The sequence below is a fragment of the Microbacterium rhizosphaerae genome, from assembly GCF_034120055.1.
GTDB lineage: Bacteria > Actinomycetota > Actinomycetes > Actinomycetales > Microbacteriaceae > Microbacterium > Microbacterium rhizosphaerae.
Genome location: NZ_CP139368.1, coordinates 2,016,422 through 2,036,361 on the forward strand (window position 1 = coordinate 2,016,422; position 19,940 = coordinate 2,036,361).

At 70.5% G+C, this 19,940-nt stretch carries 18 protein-coding genes; 14 read left to right on the forward strand and 4 right to left on the reverse strand.

The genetic code is table 11. The features are described from left to right. The first annotated feature begins 3 nt into the window (after positions 1-3). On the forward strand, positions 4-1,062 hold the full coding sequence (holA, locus tag SM116_RS08895) for a DNA polymerase III subunit delta (RefSeq protein WP_320944076.1): 1,059 nt from the start codon (positions 4-6) through the stop codon (positions 1,060-1,062). 136 nt (positions 1,063-1,198) lie between these two features. On the opposite strand, the gene rpsT is transcribed toward holA, so the two are convergent. After that, positions 1,199-1,459 carry a 30S ribosomal protein S20 gene (gene rpsT, locus SM116_RS08900; RefSeq protein ID WP_320944077.1) on the reverse strand — a complete coding sequence of 87 codons (261 nt, stop codon included), beginning with the start codon at positions 1,457-1,459 and terminating at the stop codon, positions 1,199-1,201. Positions 1,460-1,709: 250 nt separating this feature from the next. On the opposite strand from rpsT, the gene SM116_RS08905 reads away from it, so the two are divergent. Beyond that, complete coding sequence (locus SM116_RS08905) at positions 1,710-3,056, forward strand: GH1 family beta-glucosidase (RefSeq protein ID WP_320944078.1); 1,347 nt, start codon at positions 1,710-1,712, stop codon at positions 3,054-3,056. Continuing rightward, positions 3,053-4,309 (forward strand): MFS transporter, encoded by a 1,257-nt coding sequence (locus SM116_RS08910; RefSeq protein ID WP_320944079.1) that lies wholly within the window; start codon positions 3,053-3,055, stop codon positions 4,307-4,309. Before SM116_RS08905 ends, SM116_RS08910 begins: the two co-directional genes overlap by 4 nt. Here SM116_RS08910 and SM116_RS08915 read toward each other — a convergent pair. Continuing rightward, positions 4,272-5,006 (reverse strand): alpha/beta fold hydrolase, encoded by a 735-nt coding sequence (locus SM116_RS08915; RefSeq protein WP_320944080.1) that lies wholly within the window; start codon positions 5,004-5,006, stop codon positions 4,272-4,274. The two genes, SM116_RS08910 and SM116_RS08915, sit on opposite strands and share 38 nt — an antisense overlap. A 75-nt stretch (positions 5,007-5,081) precedes the next feature. Here SM116_RS08915 and SM116_RS08920 point away from each other — a divergent pair, with 75 nt between their 5' ends. The 4 genes from SM116_RS08920 to SM116_RS08935 are packed head-to-tail and all read left to right on the forward strand — an operon-like array spanning position 5,082 to position 8,089. Next, positions 5,082-5,735, forward strand: a complete 654-nt coding sequence (locus SM116_RS08920) for an LbetaH domain-containing protein (RefSeq protein WP_320944081.1) — start codon at positions 5,082-5,084, stop codon at positions 5,733-5,735. Further along, positions 5,732-6,127, forward strand: a complete 396-nt coding sequence (locus SM116_RS08925; RefSeq protein WP_320944082.1) for a sugar 3,4-ketoisomerase — start codon at positions 5,732-5,734, stop codon at positions 6,125-6,127. Before SM116_RS08920 ends, SM116_RS08925 begins: the two co-directional genes overlap by 4 nt. Next, a complete protein-coding gene (locus tag SM116_RS08930; RefSeq protein WP_320944083.1) occupies positions 6,124-7,209 on the forward strand; it encodes a DegT/DnrJ/EryC1/StrS family aminotransferase in 1,086 nt (361 codons plus the stop codon). Before SM116_RS08925 ends, SM116_RS08930 begins: the two co-directional genes overlap by 4 nt. Then, on the forward strand, positions 7,196-8,089 hold the full coding sequence (locus SM116_RS08935; protein WP_320944084.1) for a glycosyltransferase family 2 protein: 894 nt from the start codon (positions 7,196-7,198) through the stop codon (positions 8,087-8,089). Before SM116_RS08930 ends, SM116_RS08935 begins: the two co-directional genes overlap by 14 nt. Before the next feature lie 69 nt (positions 8,090-8,158). Here the strand turns inward: SM116_RS08935 and SM116_RS08940 are convergent, their stop codons facing one another. Then, positions 8,159-11,008 (reverse strand): ExeM/NucH family extracellular endonuclease, encoded by a 2,850-nt coding sequence (locus tag SM116_RS08940; protein WP_320944085.1) that lies wholly within the window; start codon positions 11,006-11,008, stop codon positions 8,159-8,161. Positions 11,009-11,213: 205 nt separating this feature from the next. Between SM116_RS08940 and lepA the strand changes: the two genes are divergently transcribed. The 3 genes from lepA to hemW are packed head-to-tail and all read left to right on the forward strand — an operon-like array spanning position 11,214 to position 14,985. After that, complete coding sequence (gene lepA / locus SM116_RS08945; protein WP_320944086.1) at positions 11,214-13,061, forward strand: translation elongation factor 4; 1,848 nt, start codon at positions 11,214-11,216, stop codon at positions 13,059-13,061. Between the two features lie 53 nt (positions 13,062-13,114). Further along, complete coding sequence (locus SM116_RS08950; protein ID WP_320940649.1) at positions 13,115-13,768, forward strand: DUF1990 domain-containing protein; 654 nt, start codon at positions 13,115-13,117, stop codon at positions 13,766-13,768. After that, complete coding sequence (gene hemW, locus SM116_RS08955) at positions 13,768-14,985, forward strand: radical SAM family heme chaperone HemW (RefSeq protein WP_320940650.1); 1,218 nt, start codon at positions 13,768-13,770, stop codon at positions 14,983-14,985. Before SM116_RS08950 ends, hemW begins: the two co-directional genes overlap by 1 nt. A 13-nt stretch (positions 14,986-14,998) precedes the next feature. Here hemW and SM116_RS08960 read toward each other — a convergent pair whose 3' ends face one another. Then, on the reverse strand, positions 14,999-16,441 hold the full coding sequence (locus SM116_RS08960; RefSeq protein ID WP_320940651.1) for a carboxylesterase/lipase family protein: 1,443 nt from the start codon (positions 16,439-16,441) through the stop codon (positions 14,999-15,001). A gap of 102 nt (positions 16,442-16,543) precedes the next feature. Here SM116_RS08960 and hrcA point away from each other — a divergent pair, with 102 nt between their 5' ends. The 4 genes from hrcA to SM116_RS08980 are packed head-to-tail and all read left to right on the forward strand — an operon-like array spanning position 16,544 to position 19,901. Continuing rightward, complete coding sequence (gene hrcA, locus SM116_RS08965) at positions 16,544-17,596, forward strand: heat-inducible transcriptional repressor HrcA (RefSeq protein ID WP_320940652.1); 1,053 nt, start codon at positions 16,544-16,546, stop codon at positions 17,594-17,596. Positions 17,597-17,647: 51 nt separating this feature from the next. Continuing rightward, on the forward strand, positions 17,648-18,763 hold the full coding sequence (gene dnaJ / locus SM116_RS08970) for a molecular chaperone DnaJ (RefSeq protein ID WP_320940653.1): 1,116 nt from the start codon (positions 17,648-17,650) through the stop codon (positions 18,761-18,763). 4 nt (positions 18,764-18,767) lie between these two features. After that, entirely contained in the window at positions 18,768-19,502 is a 735-nt protein-coding gene (locus tag SM116_RS08975) for a 16S rRNA (uracil(1498)-N(3))-methyltransferase (RefSeq protein WP_320940654.1), read from the forward strand. A 51-nt stretch (positions 19,503-19,553) separates the two neighbouring features. Further along, positions 19,554-19,901: an HIT domain-containing protein gene (locus tag SM116_RS08980; protein WP_320940655.1), complete on the forward strand. Its 348-nt coding sequence runs from the start codon at positions 19,554-19,556 to the stop codon at positions 19,899-19,901. Positions 19,902-19,940 lie beyond the last annotated feature (39 nt).

Below are 19,940 nucleotides of genomic sequence, written 5' to 3' on the forward strand. Positions count from 1 at the left end.
CGCATGGCCCCGGCACCCCGACGCACCCCTGCGGCGAAGCCGGGCACCCGGTCCGCCGCGACGAGGTCGACGATCCCGCAGCTGTCATGGCGCAGTCCGCAGCCGGCGCCGATCGTGCTGGTGTCCGGGCCCGAAGAGGTGTGCGCCGAGCGGGCGATCGCGTCCGTCCGCGACTACCTCCGCGCGGAGGACGAGAGCCTCGAGGTCTCCGACCTCCGTGCCGACGACTACACGTCGGGATCGCTCCTCGGCGTGTCCGCGCCATCGCTGTTCGGCGAGCCGCGACTCGTGCGGATCTCGGGCGGCGAGCGGATGTCCGACGCCTTCCTCACCGAGGCGCTCGCCTACATCGAGGCTCCGCAGGACGGGGCGACGGTCATCCTCCGCCACAACGGCGCGAGCGTGCGCGGCAAGAAGCTGCTCGACGCGATACGAGCGGGCACCGGCGGGGGAGTCGAGGTCGCGTGCCCCGCGATCAAGCGCGACTCCGACCGGTTCGACTTCGCGTCCGCGGAGTTCGCCTCGGTGGGTCGTCGCATCGCGCCCGCGGCCCTGCGCACCCTCGTCTCGGCGTTCACCGACGACCTCACCGAGCTCGCGGCCGCGTGTCAGCAGCTCATCGCCGACGTTCCGGGGGACGTCACCGCCGAGATCGTCGAGCGCTACTACGGCGGCCGGGTCGAGACGTCGGCCTTCACCGTCGCCGACACGGCGATCGCGGGCCGCTACGGCGACGCCCTCGTCGCGCTCCGTCAGGCTCTCGACTCCGGGGTCGACCCGGTGCCGCTCGTCGCCGCCATCGCCATGAAGCTGCGGACCATGGCGCGGGTCGCCGGCAGCCGTGAGCCCGCCGGCGCGCTGGCGACCCGACTCGGCATGAAGGACTGGCAGGTCAACAATGCGCGCCGCGATCTGAGCGGCTGGAACGAGCGGACCCTCGGCCTCGCGATCATGGCGACCGCGCAGGCGGATGCCGACGTCAAGGGCGCGTCGAGAGACCCGGTGTACGCACTCGAGCGGCTCATCACAATCATCGCGACACGCGCGCCCTACGGCGGCTGACCCGCCGACCGCCGCCGCGGAGCCGGCGTGCCTACGACGGCTGACCGGCCGACCGCCGCCGGCCGGGGCCGTCAGCCATCAGCGCGAACGCCGAAGGCCCGCCCCACGAGGGGACGGGCCTTCCGAGAAGCGCGGCTCAGAGAGCGGCGACCTGCTTCGCGATGGCCGACTTGCGGTTCGCGGCCTGGTTGGCGTGGATGACGCCCTTGCTCACGGCCTTGTCGAGCTTCTTCGACGCCTTGGTGAGGGCCTTCTGAGCGGCGGCCTTGTCACCGGCGGCGACGGCCTCGCGGGTGCGACGCACCTCGGTCTTCAGCTCGCTCTTGACGGCCTTGTTGCGCTCGTGCGCCTTCTCGTTGGTCTTGTTGCGCTTGATCTGCGACTTGATGTTCGCCACGTGGACGCTCTTTCGTTCGGAATCGGATCGGTTGTTGCCGGCGAACGCGAGAGGGGCGCCGCGCGGCGATCGTGAGGGTTGGGACCCCACACGCAAGCCAAAAGCCGAGTCTAACAGGTCGGCCCGGGGATCTCATGCGCGGCGCAGGGATGCGCACAGTCGGGGGACGTGGGTGGCACCGAGTCGCAGAATCCGTGACACGGGGTGCACAATCGTCAGGTATCGCAGACGACGACGTCCGAGGAGTTCCATGCACGCGTACCCGACCGCATCCGTCCCGAGGGGCCTGCGATGGTCCGTCGCGACCGCCGCCTTCCAGATCGAGGGCTCTCGGGCCGCCGACGGGCGCGGCCGATCCATCTGGGACGACGTGGTCGACACGCCGGGGGTGATCAAGGACGCAGCCATCGCCGACCCGAGCGCGGACAGCTACCGGCGCGCGAGCGACGACGTCGCCCTGCTGCGCGGACTCGGGGTGGACCGCTACCGGTTCGGAATCTCGTGGGTGCGCGTCCAGCCCGGCGGCACCGGACCCGGGAACGCGGCAGGCCTCGACTACTACTCGCGTCTCGTGGACGCGCTCCTCGAGGTCGGCGTGACGCCGTTCCCGACCCTGTACCACTGGGATCTGCCGTCGGATCTCGAGGAGGCGGGCGGATGGCTCGCCCGCGACACGGCCTCCCGCTTCGCGGACTACGCGGCACTCGTCGCCGACCGGCTCGGCGACCGCGTCCACGACTGGTACACGATCAACGAGCCCGCGATGACAACGCTGCAGGGGTATGGCATCGGATCTCTCGCGCCCCTGAAGCAGCTGCTGTTCGGCGCGCTGCCCACCGTGCATCACCAGCTGCTCGCCCACGCGCTCGTCGCGCAGGCCCTGCACGCGGACGGCGGCCACCGGGTCGGGATCGTCAACAACCACACGCCGGTCAGGCCCCTGCGGGACACCGCCGAGGACGCGATGGCCGCGGTCGCCTACGACGTCCTGCACAACCGCGTCTTCGCCGATCCGCTGCTGAGCGGCGCGTATCCGGATCTCGAGGCGTTCGGTCTTCCGCCCATGCCCGTGCAGGACGGCGACCTCGAGCTCATCTCCGCGCCGCAGGACTTCTACGGCGTCAACTTCTACAACCCGACGACCGTCACGGCCGCGGAGGGTGACAGCCCGCTGCCGTTCGACATCGTGCCGACGCCGGATGCCCCCTGCACCGGGTTCGGACCCGAGTGGGCGATCGTGCCCGAGGCGCTCACCGAGCTGCTAGTCGGCATGCGCGACCGGTACGGCGAGAAGCTTCCGCCCGTCATCATCAGCGAGAACGGCGCATCCTTCCCCGAGCCGGCGGATGCGGCGCGCGTCGAGGACGGCGACAGGATCGCCTATCTGGCCGGGCATATCTCGGCGGTCGCCGATGCGGTCGCCGCCGGCGTGGATGTGGAGGAGTACACCGTGTGGTCGCTCCTGGACAATTTCGAGTGGCTCGACGGGTACACGCAGCGCTTCGGCCTCGTGCACGTCGACTTCGCCACCGGAGAGCGCACGCCGAAGGCGTCGTACGACTGGTACCGCGCCCTCGTCTCGGAGTCCCGCGCATGACCGCCCGCGTGGGCGCGCGCTGGATGACGCTGTTCACCCTGGCGTGGCTCGTCATCTGGACGGTTCAGCTGACCCCCGTGCAGCTGCTGCTCCCGCTGCAGCTGAACACGACCGGCAGCGACTGGATCCGGGGGGTCGTGGCATCCGGGCTCGTCCTCGGCATCGGGGGGCTCGCAGGCATCGCGGCGGGACCGCTCGCCGGTGCCCTGTCGGACCGCACGCACGGTCGCGCCGGACGTCGCCGCCCCTGGGCGATCGGCGGCGCCTGGCTCACGGCGCTGTGCCTCGCGGCCATGGGCTTCACGAGCGGCCCCTGGGCCGTCGGGGCTGCGTGGGTGGGCGTGTCGGTCGGTGTCGCGGTCGCATCCGCGGCCTTCACGGCCCTGATCGCCGATCAGCTGCCGCCGACGCAGCGGGGCGCGGCGTCTGCTGCCGTCGGCTCGAGTCAGGCCGTCGGCATCGTGCTCGGCGTCGGACTCGTCGTGCTGCTCGGCTTGGGCGTGCTCGCCGGCTACCTCCTGCTCGCCGTCCTCATCGCCGTCGTCGGCACGGGTGCGGCGCTGCTGCTGCCGGATCCGCCGGCCGCGGCATCCGACTTCCCGACGGCCGGCGCCGCAGGCTCGCGCGGCCGCGGAAGACTCGCCTCGCTGCGCGACAGGGACTTCGCCTGGATGCTGGGCGGACGCCTCGTCGCCAACGTCGGCAACGCCCTCGGGACGGCCCTCTTCCTGTTCTTCCTGCTCCACGGCTTGAATCAGAAGGAGGCCGAGGCGCAGGACAACCTGCTCCTGCTCATCGTCGTCTACACGGTGTTCGTCGTAATCGCCTCGGTCGGGACCGGCGTCGTGTCCGATCGCACGGGTCGCCGCCGGCGGCTGACGGTGATCAGCGCCGTCGTGCAGGCCGCCTCGGGCGCCGTCATCGCCATCTCGCCGACGTTCACCGTGACGCTGATCGCCGCCGCCCTCATGGGCCTCGGCTACGGCGGGTTCTCGACGGTCGGCCTCGCGTTCGCGACCGATCTGCTGCCCGACGAGCAGGACCACGCCCGCGACCTCGGCATCGTCAACGTCACCGCGGCGCTCGGTCAGCTCATCGGACCGATGCTGGGTGCGGCACTGGTCGCCCTCGCCGGCGGATTCTGGCTCGTGTTCGTCGCCGCCTGCGTGCTGTCGCTCGTCGGCGCGGCGATGACGTGGGCGGCTCGCGAGCGCGTCAGCCGCCCTGCGCAGGCTGCGCCTCGAGCGTCGTGAGCGCGACGGCGAGCAGTGCGTTGAAGACCCGGGGGCGCATCACCGTGACCAGGTGACTCGTACGCGGCACGACGATGAGCTCGGCGTCGGGCTTCAGGGCCATGAACCGCCGCTCATTGATGCGCAGCTGGTCGAACTGTCCGTTGATGAACCAGGTAGGCACGCGGATGCGGGGCAGAGCCGCCTCGATGTCGAGCGCCTCGAGGCTCTCGAGCGCGGCATGCTGGGCGTCGTACGCGTAGCCGCCCGCCGAGACGTCCGCGCGGGTCGCCTCGGGCAGCGTCAACTGCAGGACCCGCGCCGCAAGCCAGTCACCGCGGTCGGGCAGCGAGTCGAACGCGCGGATGAACAGGCGATACGTCGCGAGCGCGTTGCGCCGGGGGATCGCCGTGCAGGACGCGGCGATCAGCCCCGCGATGGGCGGCGGATGCTCCCGCCCGGCGTACTCCGCCGTCAGGAGCCCGCCCATCGAATGGCCGACGAGGAGGACGGGGCCCATCTCCGCCGCCCTGCGGACCGCCTCGTCGATCGTGCCGAGAGCCCGCTCGAGCGTGAATTCCTCCGTCATCCGGCGGCCGTGGCCCGGCAGGTCTACGGTGGTGAACGGGTTGCCCCGCTCCGTCAGGAACGTCTCCTGGGCCCGCCACATCGTCGCGGACGTGCGGATGCCGTGCACGAACACGACCTGGACGACCACAGACCCAGGCTATGCCGCTGATCGGTGTGCAGGCGGGTATCCTGAGCGAGCCTCTCGCAGAAGGATCACATGGGGATGATCGACGTCTTGCTCAACGGCACAGGTCCGCTCGGACGGATGGTGTTCCACCTCCTGGACTCCGATGATCGGTATCGGGTTCGCGCCTTCACGGCCGACGAGCGCTACTGCACGGAGCCCGCGTTGCTGGGTGTGCCCCTCATCCCGCACGACACCGTCTCCACCGCGATCCCACGTGACGACGTCGCCTGTCTGTCCGTGCTCGGCGGGCTCGGGGGGTGGGAGGCCCGCCGGGAGCACATGGCGGTCATGAGTTCTCTGGGGTACCGGCACACGAACTACACGCATCCCTCCGCCGTGGTGCAGGGGGAGCAGGACTGGGGGACCAACAACATCGTCTTCCCCTTCACGACGATCGGGTTCGGCGGTGCGATGGGCCACGACAACGTCGTCAGGGAGAAGGTCTACCTCGGGCACGACCACCGATTGGGCGATCACACCTTCCTGGGTGTGGGCGCCACGGTGGGCGGAGGGTGCACGATCGGCGACGGCGCGTACATCGCCATGGAGTCGACGCTCACGAACGACCTGTCTGTCGGCCCGGGCGCGTTCGTCGGCATCGGGAGCCTGCTGCTGAGAGATGCTGCGCCCGACACGCGCTACTACGGTCATCCCGCGCGAGCCGTCAGCCCGGAGCGCGACAGCGCATGAGCGACGTGATCCGCCTCGCCCGGCACAGCGATGCGCGGGGGCATCTCGTCGCAGTGAGCTCCTGTGCGGAGGTTCCTTTCGAGATCCGTCGAGTGTTCTGGATCTATGGCAACGTCGATGATCGGATGCGCGCGGGCCACGCCAGCGCCACGACCACGGAGCTGCTCGTCAGTGTGGCGGGTTCGTGTCGCGCGAGGGTGGACGGCCCCGCCGGCGCGCATACCGTCGAGCTGGACAGGCCGGACGCCTCCTTGCTCGTGCCGCCGATGACCTGGCTCGTCCTCTCGGATTTCAGCCCGGATTGCGTGCTCCTCGTCCTGGCCGACACCGACTACGACCCGGGCAGCGCGATCGTCTCGCCCGACCGCTTCCGGGAGCTCCGCAGCCGATGATCCCGTTCTATGATCTGCAGGCGGTGATCGCGCCGCACCGGCGGGAGATCGACGCGGCCATCGCGTCGGTACTCGACAACGGGCAGACGATCCTCGGCCCGCAGACGGCGGCGTTCGAGACGGAGTTCGCGCAGTTCTGCGGAACCCGCAGCGCCGTGGGCGTCGGCAACGGGCTGGACGCCCTCTCGCTCATCCTCCGCGGTTACGGCCTCGGCATCGGCGACGAGGTGATCGTACCTGCCAACACGTTCATCGCCACCGTCCTGGCGGTCACGGCGAACGGCTGCACACCGGTGCTCGCAGACCCTGATCCGGAATCGATGCTGCTCAATCCCTCGACCGTCGAGAGCCTCGTCACGCCGCGCACGCGAGCCGTGATCGCAGTCCACCTGTACGGGCGCCTGTGCGACATGGATTCGCTGTCGGCGATCACGCGCCGATACGGGCTGCTGCTCATCGAGGATGCGGCCCAGGCGCACGGCGCCCAGCGAGCCGGGCGCCGGGCGGGCGGCTGGGGCCATGCCGCCGCTTTCTCCTTCTATCCCACGAAAAATCTGGGCGGCCTCGGCGACGGTGGCGCGATCACGACCGACGATGACGACCTGGCCGCGCGGATCCGGATGCTGCGCAACTACGGGTCTGCCCAGAAGAACGTCCACGAACTGGCCGGCGTCAACTCCCGGCTCGACGAACTGCAGGCCGCCGTGCTGCGGGTCAGGCTGCCCCACCTGGACACGGAGAACGAGCGTCGTCGAGCGATCGCGCGCCGCTACAGCGAGCGACTGAGAGCTGCGGCCCTCGTTCTCCCCGCCGAAGCGACCGCCGGCCACGCCTTCCACCTCTACGTCGTGCGGTCGCCCGAGCGCGACCGGGTCCGAGGCGCGATGCGCGCGGCCGGCGTGGAGACCGCCGTGCATTATCCGACGCCCCCGCATCTGCAGCCGGCCTACGCGGAGCTCGCCGGTTCGTCGCTTCCCATCGCCGAGCGGCTCGCGGCCGAGGTGCTCAGCATCCCGTTGCATCCGGCGATGTCCGATGCGCAGGTGGATCGCGTCGCGGAGGTGCTCTGTGGCATCGCCTGAACTCGTCTCAGCGCTCGTGCCCGCGTACAACCACGTCCGATATGTGCGCGAGTGCCTCGACGCGCTCGCGGCGCAGACCCATCGGCCCCTCGAACTGCTGATCGGCGACGACGCGTCAACGGACGGCACCGCCGCCGTCATCCGATCGTTCATCCGGGAGCGGGGTGGTGAATTCACGCGCGTCGTGTTCGAGCAGCGCACCGTCAACACCGGGGTGGCGTCGATGCTGAACGATCTCATCGCCCAGGCGCGCGGGCGTTACGTCTTCCTCAACGCGTCCGACGATCGCGCGGCGCCGCACGCGATCGAGGTGCTGCTCGCCGTGCTGGAGGCGGATCCACGCGTCGCGCTCGCGGTCGGCGACAGCATCATCATCGATCGCGACAGCCGCCGGGTGTTCTGGGGAGTTGACCGGGACACGTTCGTCGACGAGTCGGAGGCGACATACCGCACCTGGGTGGAGTATCTGCGAAGTGTTCATCGCCCGGGGTCCTTCGATCGGTCGCGTTTCGGCAAGCCGGGCACCCTGCACCGCTCGCACTACATTCCCAACGGCAAGCTGCTGCGGCGCTCGGCGGTGCTTCAGGTGGGGGGCTGGCGCGCGGGGACGCTCGAGGACTGGGACCTGAACTTCCGCCTCGCCCTCCGGTACAAGCTGCGATACGTGGACGAGGTCTTGTTCGCCTACCGCTGGCATGAGGCGAACACGATGCGCGACGCCGCGCGCTGGCTTCCGCTCATGACCGCGACGGAGGCGTACATCGCCGAGGAATTGCGGAACCCCGCGGCGTGGCTGCGCACCCTGCCTCATCGAGACGTCAGGTCCGGACTGCGCAACCGCCTGGGGTTCGGCGCCCCGCGCAACACGCCGGGCGGGTGATTGCCGGCGACCGGCGCGGCCTCCGGCATCGCCCAGGATGCCGGAGGCCTTCGCGCTGGTGTTCGGTCGTCAGCTCAGCGGCTTCCACGGCTGCTTCTTGATGGATGCGCCGGGCACGTCGCCCTGCGTCCACCACTGGGCCACGTACGTCACGCCGTTGTGCTCGACGACGTCCCCCGTGTGGAAGATCCGGGTGGCCGTCCACTCGACCGAGCCGTCCGGAGCCGTGGCGAGCTCGGCCCACACGACCTTCTTGGATGCGCCGGGCACATCCCCCTTCGTGTAGAACTGCGCCTGCCAGATCGACCCGCCGTAGGTGACGAGGTCGCCGCTGTTGTACGCGACTGTCGAGCTCCATGCCGCGGGCGCGGGGAGGTGGAGCCCCACGACCACCGGGTCGTGATCCGACGCGGCGAAGGGGTCACCGCCGTTGAACAGCAGCGTCGCGTTGTAGTTGTAGCGGCTGTAGTTGTAAGCAACGGCCTCCTGCGCGTTGATCTGCCACACATCGGCACCCGTGACCATCTTCAGGGCCTCGGCGTTGGCGAGCACGTGGTCCAGCGAGCCTTCGAGTCCGTTGTACGAGTACGTCTGCTCGCTCGGGTCGAAGGTGCTGCCGAGGTCGGTGTAGCCGGCGGTGTACAGCTCCTGGAGCGGGTCCTCGTGCGTGTAGGAGTTCAGGTCGCCGAGCAGGAAGATGCGCTGCGTGCCGAGGCTCGCCGCGACCTGGTTCGCGAAGGCCATCGTGTCCTTGGCCTCCTGGACGCGGGTGGCGTTGTACCCGCCCTGGTCCACGGCGGGGGATGAGGTGTTCTCCTCGTCTCCCGGGTAGAGCGGGGTGCCCGTGCCCTTCGACTTCCAGTGGTTCGCGACCGCGACGAAGGCGTCGGCATCCCTCGCATTCGCCCGCTTGAAGCCCTGCGCGAGCGGCTCGCGGGCGATCGAGAAGGACTGGCCGGGGCCGGATGCGCTGGTCAGCACGATCGAGGAGCCGACGGGAGTGACGGCGCCCGGCTTGTAGATGAACGCGGTGCGGATGACGTCCTGGTCGGCGAGCGCCGGCAGCTGGTCCGCCGTGGGCGAGGGGACATAGGCCCAGACCGTCGACCCCGCCGCCGTGTTCAGCGCCTCGACCAGACCCGCGAGAGCGGCGTCGCGCGACTCGCCGAACTTGACCGAGTTCTCGATCTCCTCGAGCGAGACGATGCTCGCCCCCAGGCGGTTGATGCCCGTGACGATCTTCTGCTGCTGGCGCGCGAAGCTCACGTCGTCGGCGGCACCGCGCGGCCCGGCCTGACCGTCGGTGGTCGTGCAGGTGTTGACCGCGATGCGGTTGCCCTGGCGATCCGTGTAGTACGTGCACGAGCCGAGGCCGCTGCCGACGAACTTCGCACCGGTCATCGGGAAGTAGTTCTCGACGTTGAAGGTCGCCATCCGGACCTCGCCTCCGGTGGTCGCCGGCTGCTGGTTCGCCGCGCGACGGTCGCTGAAGGTGGCGACGGCGGCGCCGTCATCGCTCACCGGCGTCGTGGGCTGGAAGTTCCACAGACTGTTGCGGTAGTCGAGGACCACGGGTTCGTGGAAGGTGACGGATGCGCCGACGCTCACCGTGTTGCCGGCCGTGAGCCAGGGCAGCGGGATGCCGGTGTTGGACGACGAGCTGAAGTTGATGCTGGAGCCGTCGTCGAGCGTGATCATGCGCGCGGCGTTGTCGGCGGCGGCGGCCTGCGCCTCGGCGGAGCCGGCGGTGCCCGCATCCGTCGGCTGGCGAAGCGGAGTGACGCCCGCCGCGAGGGTGAACGAGCCGTACCAGTTCGCGTCGTAGTTGTCCGTGACGGTGAACGTGCCCTGCGGGGCGAGGAGCTCGCCCTCGTGGGCCTCCTTCTGCGCGTCCGTCGTGAGGTCCGCCCACGCCAGCGTGTCGGCCGTGACCGCGGGCAGCGCGGTCTGAAGCTTCGTCACGGTCGGGGAGGTGATCTCGGTCTCGCCCTTGAACTCGGCGACGGTGCCGGTGACGGACACGCTGTCGCCGACACTCACCTGGCCGGCCGAGACGGACCCGAAGACGAACACGGCGTCGGACCTCCCCGGCGTCAGGTCGTCGGCCGCCGCGCCCCCGGCGCCGCCGGTCTCGAGGAAGAAGCCGTTGAACCCGCCGGTGCGGTAGTCCGCGGTCACCACGCCCGTCGTGGTGACCTTCTGACCGACGTAGGGAGAGGTGTCGGTCGAGCCCTGGATGTCGGCGATCGCCACCGTCGGGGGAGTGTCGCCCCCGGGAGGAGTCGTGTCGCCGCCGGATGCCTGCGGGGTGGGCGTTGCGACGGTGAAGTCGGCCGCGTTGTTGTCGGTGTCGGTGCCGGTGGCGGAGCGCTGGTAGCTCAAGACGACCGAATTGCCGCTGGCGGCCGTGCCCTCCGGGGAGTTGCTCGTGCCCCAGCCGATCTTGTCGATGACGCTCGCGGCGGTCGGGAGGACACCCGTCGTGCTCGCGGCGATGTAGAGCGTGCCGCCCCCGGAGCCCGGATTGACGCTGGCACCCGTGTCGAGGTCGGGCGTCGGCAGAGCGGAGCCGTTCGCGCCGTTGCTCGGCAGCTGGATCAGGAAATGACCGTGCGCCGGGACCGACCCCGTGAGCGCGAAGACCTGCGACCCGCCCGGCGTGACCGTGCTGGTCGGGGCGCGGTACTGCAGCGTGTCACCACCGAGGCTGATCGCCGCCGACGTCGGGTTGTACAGCTCGACGAACTTGTTCGTGTACGACGCACCGCCCGAGCCGCCGTTGACATACGCCTCGCTGATGACGATGCCGGTTCCGGCGGTGTTCGCGAACGCCGGTACCGAGAGTCCGGCACCGAGCAGGCATGCCGCGGTGGCGGCGGCTGCAGCGACGGCGAGCCGTCGATTCTTGGTCAAGGGCATCGAAGCCCACCTCCATGGATGATGGATCGGAAGAGAAGCCGCACGTGACACGACTCGGCTCCCACCCTGCCCCTGGCCGCCGACAAAGAAAAGGATCTGCTGGGAATTCCTGATGAATTCTCTGCAACCGGCTGCGGCTCAGGCGGGGAGAGTGGCAGACGCCGCATCCTGCCGCCGGTGCTTTGCCCCGTAGAATCTTCTGGACATGTCACCCCGCGCCCTGAAGCCTCTCGAGCCGTCCGCCACACCGCCCGAGCTGATCCGCAACTTCTGCATCATCGCCCACATCGACCACGGGAAGTCGACCCTCGCCGATCGCATGCTGCAGATCACCGGCGTGGTCTCCGACCGCGACATGCGCGCGCAGTACCTCGACCGCATGGACATCGAGCGCGAGCGCGGGATCACGATCAAGTCGCAGGCCGTCCGCATGCCGTGGTCGGCCCAGGACGACACGTTCGCGCTGAACATGATCGACACCCCCGGGCACGTCGACTTCACGTACGAGGTGAGCCGGAGCCTCGCCGCGTGCGAGGGCGCGATCCTGCTGGTGGATGCTGCGCAGGGCATCGAGGCGCAGACCCTCGCGAACCTCTACCTGGCGCTGGAGAACGACCTCACCATCATCCCGGTGCTCAACAAGATCGACCTGCCGGCGGCGGACCCCGAGAAGTTCGCACTCGAGCTCGCGAATCTGATCGGCGGCGACCCGGACGACGTCCTGCGCGTGTCGGGCAAGACGGGTCAGGGCGTCGAGGAGCTCCTCGACCGCATCGTCCGCGACATCCCGGCCCCCACGGGGAGCGCGGACGCCCCGGCGCGGGCCATGATCTTCGACTCCGTCTACGACTCGTACCGGGGCGTGGTGACGTATGTCCGCATGGTCGACGGCAAGCTCGAGCCCCGCGAGCGCCTCCAGATGATGTCGACGAGGGCCACGCACGACCTCCTCGAGATCGGCGTGTCGAGCCCGGAGCCAGTGCCCACGAGAGGTCTCGGAGTCGGGGAGGTGGGCTACCTGATCACGGGCGTGAAGGACGTGCGCCAGTCCAAGGTCGGCGACACGATCACGAACCTGCGCAAGCCGGCGACCCAGGCCCTTCCCGGCTACACCGACCCGAAGCCGATGGTCTTCTCCGGCATCTACCCGATCGACGGCAGCGACTACGGGGACCTGCGCGAGGCGCTCGACAAGCTCAAGCTGTCGGATGCGTCGCTCCAGTACGAGCCCGAGACGTCGGTCGCGCTCGGCTTCGGCTTCCGCTGCGGCTTCCTGGGCCTCCTGCACCTCGAGATCATCACCGAGCGCCTCTCGCGCGAGTTCGGCCTCGATCTGATCACGACCGCGCCGAGCGTCATCTACGAGGTGACGACCGACACGGGCGAGCACGTGACGGTGACGAATCCGAGCGAGTACCCCGACGGGCGCGTGGCCACCGTGTCGGAGCCCGTCGTGAAGGCCGCGATCCTGCTGCCGAAGGACTACGTCGGAACCGTCATGGAGCTCTGCCAGGGTCGCCGTGGGCAGCTTCTCGGCATGGAGTACTTCAGCGAGGAGCGCGTCGAGCTGCGCTACAACATGCCCCTCGGTGAGATCGTCTTCGACTTCTTCGACCAGCTGAAGTCGCGCACGCAAGGCTACGCGAGCCTGGACTACGAGCCCGCCGGGACTCAGGAGGCCGACCTCGTGAAGGTCGACATCCTGCTCCAGGGCGACAAGGTGGATGCCTTCAGCTCGATCGTGCACCGCGACAAGGCGTACGCCTACGGCACGATGATGACCGAGCGGCTGCGCAAGCTCATCCCTCGCCAGCAGTTCGAGGTGCCGATCCAGGCCGCCATCGGCGCGCGCATCATCGCGCGCGAGAACATCCGGGCGATGCGCAAGGACGTCCTCGCGAAGTGCTACGGCGGCGACATCACGCGCAAGCGCAAGCTCCTCGAGAAGCAGAAGGAGGGCAAGAAGCGCATGAAGATGGTCGGGCGCGTCGAGGTCCCCCAGGAGGCGTTCATCGCCGCGCTCTCGGGTGACGTCGAAACGGGCAAGAAGTAGCGTAAACGGACCTCTCACGAAGCGTGCAGGCGCGTCTGGGTAGGGTGGAGAACATGCGGCGCGGGACCTTCCGAGACGAGACGGTGGACTATGCGGCCGTGGGTGCGACGCAGGCATCGGATCTGATGCAGTATCCGCCGGAGCGCAGCGTTCCCGCCCACGAGTCGTGGCGGATCGGCAGCGGCGAGGCCCGGTTCCACACCGCAGGCGAGGCGCTGCTGTCGTGGCGCGCGCTCCGCGACGGCGGCTTGACGGTGTCCGATGTGCGGCCGGCGGCGGGTCCCATGTACACGGGCGTGAGCTTCGACGACGAGGGCAAGCCGATCGGCGCGTCCAAGTTCGAGGCCGACCAGCGCTTCGACGCGGACGGCACCCCGTACGTCAGCGCGGGCGAGACGATCCACGTGCGCGGCCGCGTCAACGGTCTGAAGGCCGACGGCGAGCTGCGGGTGATCTTCGTCGTGGAGGAGCCTCGGCGCATCGGCTTCGCGCTGGGCACGGTCGACGGCTCCGTCGTGAGCGGCGAGGAGTCGTTCATGCTCGACTGGCGGACCGACACCGACGAGGTGTGGTTCACGGTCCGCGCCTTCGACGCGCCGGCATCCTTCGTCTACAAGCTCCTGCCCGGACTCGTCAAGCGCCGGCGCCGGGCGCTGTTCCAGCGGTACCTGCGCGCGATCTCGCCGCTGTACACGACGCCTGCCTGATGGGCTCCGCCCTCCCGATCGGCGATCCGGCTCCCCCCGACGGCGCACTGCCCGCCGACCTTCGCGTCGATCCCTCGGTCGACTTCGGGGTCTACCTGCACGTGCCGTTCTGCCGCGTGCGGTGCGGATACTGCGACTTCAACACCTACACGTCGGACGAGCTGCGGGGGGCGCGCCAGGACCAGTACGCCGACACGCTCCTGCGGGAGGTCGCGCTCGCGCGCGACGTGATGGGGGATGCCGGCGCCCTGCGGCCGGCATCCACCGTCTTCTTCGGCGGCGGCACCCCGACATTGCTCCCGCCGGGTGATCTCGCCCGCATGCTCGCCGGTGTGCGCGCCGCCTTCGGCATCGCCGACGGCGCGGAGGTCACGGTCGAGGCGAACCCCGACACCGTGACGGATGCCGTGGCTGCCGAGCTTGCGGCAGCCGGCGTGACGCGCATGTCGGTGGGAATGCAGTCATCCGTGCCGCACGTGCTCGCGGCCCTCGATCGCACGCACGATCCGGCGAACGTGCGCACCGCCGTCGCCGCGGCCCGTCGCGCGGGGCTGCAGGTGAGCGTCGACCTCATCTACGGCACGCCGGGCGAGTCGCTCGACGACTGGCGCGACTCCGTCGAGACCGCGGTCGGGCTCGAGCCCGACCACATCTCGGCGTATGCCCTGATCATCGAGGACGGCACGAAGCTCGCGCGGCAGATCCGTCGCGGGGAGGTCGCGGCGCCCGACGACGACCTTCAGGCCGACATGTACGAGCTCGTCGACACGCAGCTCCACGCCGCCGGGTTCGACTGGTACGAGGTGTCCAACTGGGCGCGCAGCCCGGACCGGCGGTCACGGCACAACCTCGCCTATTGGCGCGGCGCCGACTGGTGGGGCTTCGGTCCGGGCGCGCACAGCCATGTCGCCGGTCTGCGCTGGTGGAACGTCAAGCATCCGGCGGCCTATGCGCAGCGGCTCGCGGCCGGCGAGTCGCCCGCGGCCGGCCGGGAGCGTCCGGATGCCGCGGCCCGCACGCTCGAGTCCGTCCTGCTGCGCTCGCGCATCCGCGAAGGCCTCCCGGTGTCCGAGCTGCAGAGCGAGGGACGTCAGGCCGTCGCCTCCCTCATCGCCGACGGGCTGATCGACGGGCATGCGGCCGTCCGCGGGACCATCGTGCTGACGCTGCGGGGGCGTCTGCTCGCCGACGCCGTGGTGCGCGCCCTGACCGATTAGCGCCGCGCAGCCGTCAGCGCATGAGCGCATCGAGGGCGTGCGCGCGGGGCAGCGGAACGTCTCGCGTCTCCGTGTCGTAGCGGCGCACCGTCCGGCTCTCGTCGAACGGCGGCCAGCCGGCATCCTGCGTCTCGATGAAACGGATCCAGTCGTCGTGCATGCGATCGGCGAGCACCTTCGGCGCGTCCGGCCCTGCCATGCGGAGGGCATCGGGTGTCCTCCCGCGGTGGAAGACGAAGCCGATCTCCATCGCGTGTGCGGCGCCCAGCTCGCGCACGGGACTGCGCCACGCGAACTCGTACACGTAGGTGCGTCCGGGCCGCGTCTCGGCCGCCCGGATGGCCGGCGCGCGCAACAGGCGGTCCGTCACCATCTGACCGAGGATCTCGGCGCGCGTCGCGCCCGGCAGGTCGCGACGGTACGCGGCGACCGTCGCGCGCGGGATGCGCAGCGCGGCCCGGGCCATGAACACCTGCATCCGCCCGATCTTCGCGAGCGCCTCGGGCGGCAGCCACAGGCGGTACTCGTCGGTGTTCGTGCCGATGACGACGGGCAGGGTCAGGCGGCCGAGGCCGACGTCGGGCGAGACCGGGAGCGACTCGGGGTCGAGCGCGAACGCGAAGCCCGGGGCACCGGACAGCGGCGTCGACCCCGCAGACTGCGCGGCGCGGGCGTCGAGCAGCGCACGCGGCGTCACGGCGGCGAAGGCATCACGGGTGGCGGGGATCCGCAGGCGCTGGGCGAGCTGGTGCGTCACCCGCCCCGCCTTCTCGGGCGCGACGGCCTCGAGCGGACCGCTCTGGATGATCGCACCCCGCACGAGCGCGCGGCTGTCGCTGCGCATGAGGAGCCCGGCGACGATCGCACCCCCGGCCGACTCGCCGACGATCGTGATCCGGTCCGGGTCGCCGCCGAAGGCCGCGATCTCGCGGTGCACCCACTCGAGGCCGGCCGCCGCATCCTGCAGCCCGAGGTTGAGCGGCGCTCCCTCGAGCACCGAGAAGCCCTCGGAGCCGAGGCGGTACGCGATCGAGACGAACACGACGCCGTCGCGCGCGAACGTCGTCCCGTCATAGGCGTCGAGCGCCGGAGTGCCGCGCTCGAGCGCCCCGCCGTGGAACCACACCATGACCGGCAGCCCCATGCCCATCCCGATGACGTCGGCCGGTGTCCAGACGTTGGCCGTCAGGATGTCCTCGCCGGGGATCTCCACGGAGTCGAGGAGCTCGCCGAGCGCCGCGGAATACGGGTCCTGCGGCGCCGTGGGACCGAAGGCCGTGGCATCCCGCTCTCCCTCCCAGGAGGCGGGGGGCGCGGGCCGCGCGAAGCGCAGGTCGCCGAACGGCGGCGCGGCGAACGGGATGCCGAGGAAGCGCAGGATGCCGCCATGCTCGGCACCGCGCAGAGTCCCCGTGCTGATCGAGATCGTCGTCGTCGACGGATGCGTGTCGCTCATCCTCTTCAGCGTACGGGGCCGCCAACGTCGTGAGTGGAAAACGCCGGGGTAGAATTGGCACTCTGCAGATCCGAGTGCCAGGCGCCGGCGGAGGAGGTGGGCATGGTCAGCGAGCGGGGACTCCAGGTGCTGCGCGCGATCGTCGAGGACTACGTCGAGACGCGCGAGCCCGTCGGCAGCAAGACGATCGTCGATCGTCACGCGTTCGGCGTATCGGCGGCCACGATCCGCAACGACATGGCGCAGCTCGAGGACGAGGAGCTCATCGTCGCCCCGCACACGTCGTCGGGGCGGGTGCCCACCGACAAGGGCTACCGCGTCTTCGTCGACCACCTGGCCGAGCTCCGCCCGCTCTCGCCCGCACAGCGGCAGGCCATCGCCTCCTTCCTCGACGGACCCGGCGACGACCTCGACGACGTGCTCGTGCGCACGGTCCGCGCGCTGACGCGGCTCACCGGCCAGGTCGCGCTCGTCCAATACCCGTCGTTCGCCCGCGCGGCCGTGTCGCACGTCGAGCTCGTGGGACTCGGCGGGGGCCGGGTCGTCGTCATCCTCGTCACGGACACGGGGCGCGTGTCGCAGCGCATGGCGGCGTTCCGTGAGGATCTCACCGAGACGGATGCGTCGCGCCTGCGCGCGCAGCTCGCGAGCCTCGTCACGGGGCGCGGCGTGCGAGAGGGCGCGCAGCGCGTCGCCGACGCCCTCGCGGCCGAGCAGGCCCGATCCGCGCCGGATGCGATCGCGACCGCGCTCCTGCGGATCGTCGGGGAGGAGCTCGAGGAGTTCCGCCAGGACCGGCTCGTCATGGCGGGGGCCGCGAACCTCGCCCGGCGCGAGGACGATTTCCGCGGCAGCATCTACCCGCTCCTGGAGGCCATCGAGGAGCAGGTGACGCTGCTGCGGCTCATGAGCGAGATGGTGGCCGACGAGCACGGGCTGTCGGCGAGCATCGGCCGCGAGAACGCGGCGTTCGGGCTGGCCGAGGCGTCTCTGGTCACCAGCGACTATGCGCCCGGCGAGTACGACGCGGCCGGTCTGGCCCGCGTCGGCGTGCTCGGCCCGACGCGCATGGACTATCCCACCAACCTCGCGGCGGTCCGCGCCGTCGCGCGCTATCTCAGCCGGCTGCTCGACGACGACGAGCTCGCCCGCTGAACACCCGCTCCACCGGAACGAACCGCGCTGCGGCGCGGCAGGAAGGCAACTGTGGCTGACCATTACGAGGTCCTCGGCGTCTCGCGCGACGCGTCGCCCGAGGAGATCAAGAAGGCGTATCGCCGGCTCGCTCGCGAGCTGCACCCCGACGTCAACCCCGGGGCCGAGGCCGAGGAGCGCTTCAAGCTCGTCACGCACGCCTACGACGTCCTGAGCGACCCGGAGCAGCGCCGGCGCTACGACATGGGCGGCGATCAGCCGTTCGGGGGCGGCGCCGGAGGCTTCGGGGGCTTCGGCGACATCTTCGAGACGTTCTTCGGCGCGGCCGCGGGCGGCGGACGCAGCGCGCGTCCCCGCTCCCGCCGCGAGCGTGGACAGGATGCGCTCGTGCGGGTGACCATGGAGCTCCGCGACGTCGTGTTCGGCGTGCACCGCGACATCGAGGTCGACACGGCGGTGCTGTGCGACACGTGCCAGGGCTCCTGCTGCCAGCCGGGCACGTCTCCGGTCACGTGCGACATCTGCCAGGGGACGGGTCACGTCCGCCAGACGGTGCGAAGCCTGCTCGGCAACGTCGTGACGACCCAGCCGTGCAACGTCTGCCAGGGCTACGGCACGACCATCCCGTACCCGTGCGCCACCTGCCAGGGGCAGGGCCGTGTCCGTGCGCGTCGCACGGTGTCGGTCGACATCCCCGCCGGCGTCGAGACCGGCCTGCGGCTGCAGCTGCCCGGCTCCGGCGAGGTCGGCCCCGGCGGCGGCCCCAACGGCGACCTCTACATCGAGGTGTCCGTCGCCCACGACGACGTCTTCAGCCGGGAGGGCGACGACATCCTGGCCACCCTCGAGGTGTCGATGCCCGACGCGATCCTCGGCGCCGACACGACGATCCAGTCCCTCGACGGACCGGTCGACCTCGAGATCCGCCCCGGCGTGCAGAGCGGCGATGTGCTGACGATCAAGGGCCGCGGCATCACGCCGTTGCGCGGCTCGCAGCGCGGAGACCTGCGGGTCGGCGTGCACGTCGTCACTCCGACGCGCCTGGATGCCAAGGAGCGCGCGCTCATCGAGGACTTCAAGAAGCGGACGAAGGCTCCCGGCCCGCAGCTCGCGCAGTTCCATCAGGGCTTGTTCGCCAAGCTGCGCGATCGCTTCCGGAACGGCTGAGCCGATGGCCCTGCACTTCCTCCTCGACGACCACCTCGACGCGCGGGTGGGCGACACCGTGACGCTCACCGGCCCGGAGGCGCATCACGCCGCGACGGTGCGCCGGGTGCGCGTCGAGGAGACCGTGACCGTCGGCGACGGGCGGGGCGCGTGGCTGACGGGCGTCGTCGAGTCGGTGCAGCCCACGCAGGTCGTGGTGCGGGTCACCGCGCGGCGCGACGTGCCGGCGCCGGCGCCCCGCATCCTGCTCGTCCAGGCCCTCGCGAAGGGCGACCGCGACGAGCTCGCGGTGCAGGCGGCGACGGAGATCGGCGTGGACGGGATCGTGCCGTGGCAGGCCGAGCGCTCGATCTCGCGGTGGGACAGCGCCAAGGCGGCCAAGGGCCGTGCGCGGTGGGAGACGATCGTGCGAGAGGCGTCCAAGCAGGCGCACCGGGCGTGGGTGCCGGTCGTGGCACCGCTCGCCTCGACGGCCGACCTGGTCGAGCGTGCCCGAAGCGGTGCGACCGTGCTCGTCCTCGAGCCGACGGCCGATGACGCGTTGAGCGCCGCGGATCTGCCGCCCGATGCCGATGTGGTGCTCGTCGTCGGACCCGAGGGCGGGATCGCTGCGGGGGAGCTGACGACCCTCGAGGAGGCCGGAGCCGTGCTCGTGCGGCTCGGCGACACCGTGTTGCGCACCTCGACCGCCGGACCCGCCGCGCTCGCCGTGGTGAGCGCCCGACTGGGTCGATGGTGACGGCTCGTCGGTCCCGGAGCCGGCCGAAGGGCCGCGGATAGACTGGGACGCATGGCTGAACCGTCGATCTTCACGCGCATCCTCGAGGGCGAGATCCCGTCCGACATCATCGCGCAGACCGACAATGTCTTCGTCATCCGCGATATCGCACCGCAGGCGCCCCTCCACCTCCTCGTGATTCCGAAGACGCCGAAGTACCGCGATGTGGTCGAGCTCGCCGCCGGTGATCCGGCGCTTCTCGCCGAGGTGGTCTCGGTCGCGAAGAAGGCCGCCACGGATCACGCCGGGGGAGACTTCCGGCTCGTGTTCAACACCGGCGCACGCGCCGGCCAGACGATCTACCACGTTCATGCCCACGTGCTCGCGGGCGATCTCCACGAAGCGGGGCTCGGTGCCTGACACGTCCGACGATTCCACTCCTGCCGTAGCCCACGTCTA